3 protein-coding genes are annotated in these 2392 nt (G+C 54.4%); all 3 read right to left on the bottom strand.

The genetic code is table 11. The features are described from left to right. Window positions 1-574 (bottom strand): SDR family NAD(P)-dependent oxidoreductase (locus B3849_RS14390; protein ID WP_286780361.1); only part of this gene is annotated, 574 nt, incomplete at its 3' end. Window positions 575-638: 64 nt separating this feature from the next. Further along, entirely contained in the window at window positions 639-1202 is a 564-nt protein-coding gene (locus tag B3849_RS14395) for a TetR/AcrR family transcriptional regulator (RefSeq protein ID WP_286780362.1), read from the bottom strand. A 919-nt stretch (window positions 1203-2121) separates the two neighbouring features. After that, the coding region (locus tag B3849_RS14400) for a hypothetical protein (protein WP_286780363.1) at window positions 2122-2392 on the bottom strand (271 nt) is incomplete at its 5' end.

The raw sequence follows: 2392 nt of genomic DNA on the forward strand, positions 1-2392 counted from the left end.
GGTCCTCCAACATGCCACCCGTCTGTTCGACTTGCTCCAACACCGTATTGGCGAACTCAGAAGCTATGCCGCCTGGCTCAACGGCGGTGAAGTGGATGCCGAACGCTGGGGTGATGTAGCTGGCCATTGCCTCTGTCAGGCCTTCGACAGCAAATTTCGCGCCGCAGTAGATTTCGTTGAACGGCTGACCAACCAAGCCACCGACAGAACTGATGTTAATCACATGGCCGGCGCGGGCTTTGCGCATGTGTGGCATGACCGCCTTGATGCAGCGCGTGACGCCTGTGTAGTTGATGTCGAGGATCTTTTGGATATCAGTTTCTTCGGCCTGCTCAAGGCTGCGCACATACCCCATGCCAGCGTTGTTGATCAGCACATCAATGCGGCCCTGTTCGGCAATAACGGTATCGATTGCTGCGTTGACAGAGCCCGTATCCTGCACGTCAAGTTGCAGCACGTTCAGCGATACCCCCGCAACCTGTGCAGCCGCATCGAGAGTGCCGCGTTTTTGTGTGTTGCGCATGGTGGCATACACGGTGTGTCCGGCCTGTGCGGCCTGAACGGCAGTGGCCACGCCAAGGCCAGTGGATGTGCCTGTGATGAGTATAACTTTCGGCATGGTTTGATCCTTTTGATTACTATTTTGCGATCGAAAGCCAGACCCGCTCAAAGGTCTGTTCGATCAGTGTTTCGGGGGTTTTCTGACCTGAAAGGACGGCACTGCGTGCGAGCTGCATGGCGGGAGCCACCAACAAAAGTGAAAGCAGACTGGTATCAAGATCGGCCAAAGTGCCGTCATCCACCCCACGTTTTAGGAGTGCCGCAATATCAGCGGCATATTTGTCTGTGATGGCTTGTTGCTCTGGTGAGAGTATCTTTGCAGCACTCGCATAATCGAGAAACAGGAAGTCCTGCGGGCGGATACGCACAAAGTCGAACATCGCAAACCACATATTTCGGACAAGTTGCGCGCTGTCGGTCTCGACCTGATGTTTGGTGACGATGTGGTGGAAGTCTGCCTTAAGCTCCATGTACACATTCCGGAGCATGTCATCCTTGTTTTCAAAATGGACGTAGACCGTGCCTGCCGAGACCTTTGCCCGCGCAACAATGCCTGCTACATTTAACGAGGAAATCCCGTTTTCCACAACTTCGGCGACCAAAGCGTCGCGGAGCTTTTCTCTGGTCTCTGATTTGCTCATTCTGGGCATTTATCATCCTCACCGCGGGCCATGGTCAATTTAGGTAATGAATATTCATTATCAATATCGGTGTAGCAACTTTTCCTGCTTTTGTGTGTTTAAGGTTTTAGGTAAGCGACCGAAGCACTCAACGTGCGGATGCTGCTGGCCAAGCGTAAGGCTCGACCTTCGCAGGTCACATTGCTATTGGTTCAGTCCGTGCAGGGGGCTTGCAGCTAAGTTCTGCCAAGGGCCATAGTGACCGTCTTGCAAAGCAACGTTTGCCCGCACTGCTGACCTCATCCTGCCAAATTATGCTGCACGATGCCACCGATGGCTGGTTTGAGGAATCAACGGCCTAGCAATGATCAGTCCAACGAATGGCAGTTTAGGGCCGTAAGCGGCCGCCTGCCCTAAGCGAATGTAGTTGTAAACATAAAACGCGGAGCTGATTGGGGCGGGGGTAAGGGGCCAGTCCAATGTCATGGGCAATGGGCATAGAGTGATTGAAGGCTAATTGGAATGTTCACTCGGATTTGAAGGGGGAGGCGGCAAGCCTGGCGCGATCCTATAGGCCCTCCGTATTTGAGTGAATCAAATAAGTTGTTGAATTAACAGGATATCAGAATGCTTGGCTGCATCCGCGACGCGCAAACTTATGCGCGCCACGCAATTTTACCCGCTTCCCTACATCGCTGTAGGGGCGCGCATATTTTTTCGTCTGGCACGCGGGGGATCAAGGACTTAGCTGCGTTCCGCGCGCAATTTTTTTCGCGACCTGCGCGCATATTTTTTCGGGTCGTCACGCCGTCCATAGAAGGCGCTTTCTGTTAAACGACAAAGGCCGTCAACGAGGCTGAGCGCGCTGGCGACAGACCCCCTTAGATAAGAATGTAGCCACTTCCTGCGCTTGATCCGGGCAGCCCGCCCTCGGCCGGCATCAACCCGTCGTCTTGCTAAAATTTGCCGAAGTCCTCAATTTGCTCGCATGGTTACGATGAATATCTCCTTGCCGGATGACATGCGCTAAGCAGTGGACGCTCAGGCCAAGGCACGCGGCTACGGCACTGCGAGCGAATATGTGCGCGATCTGATCCGGCGCGACCTGGATCGGCAGGAACTTCGCGCGCTTCTCGATGAAGGTCGCAAGAGCGCGTAAGACGAGCCCCGCTCCCCACAGACCTTCGACACCCTCCGGGAACGAGCCGTCC

Source organism: Sulfitobacter sp. UBA4523, from assembly GCF_002388305.1.
Lineage (GTDB): Bacteria > Pseudomonadota > Alphaproteobacteria > Rhodobacterales > Rhodobacteraceae > Sulfitobacter > Sulfitobacter pontiacus.

Coding starts and splice junctions, on each gene's coding strand:
- B3849_RS14395 (WP_286780362.1), bottom strand. CDS start 1,202: ATGAGCAAATCAGAGACCAGAGAAAAGCTCCGCGACGCTTTGGTCGCC.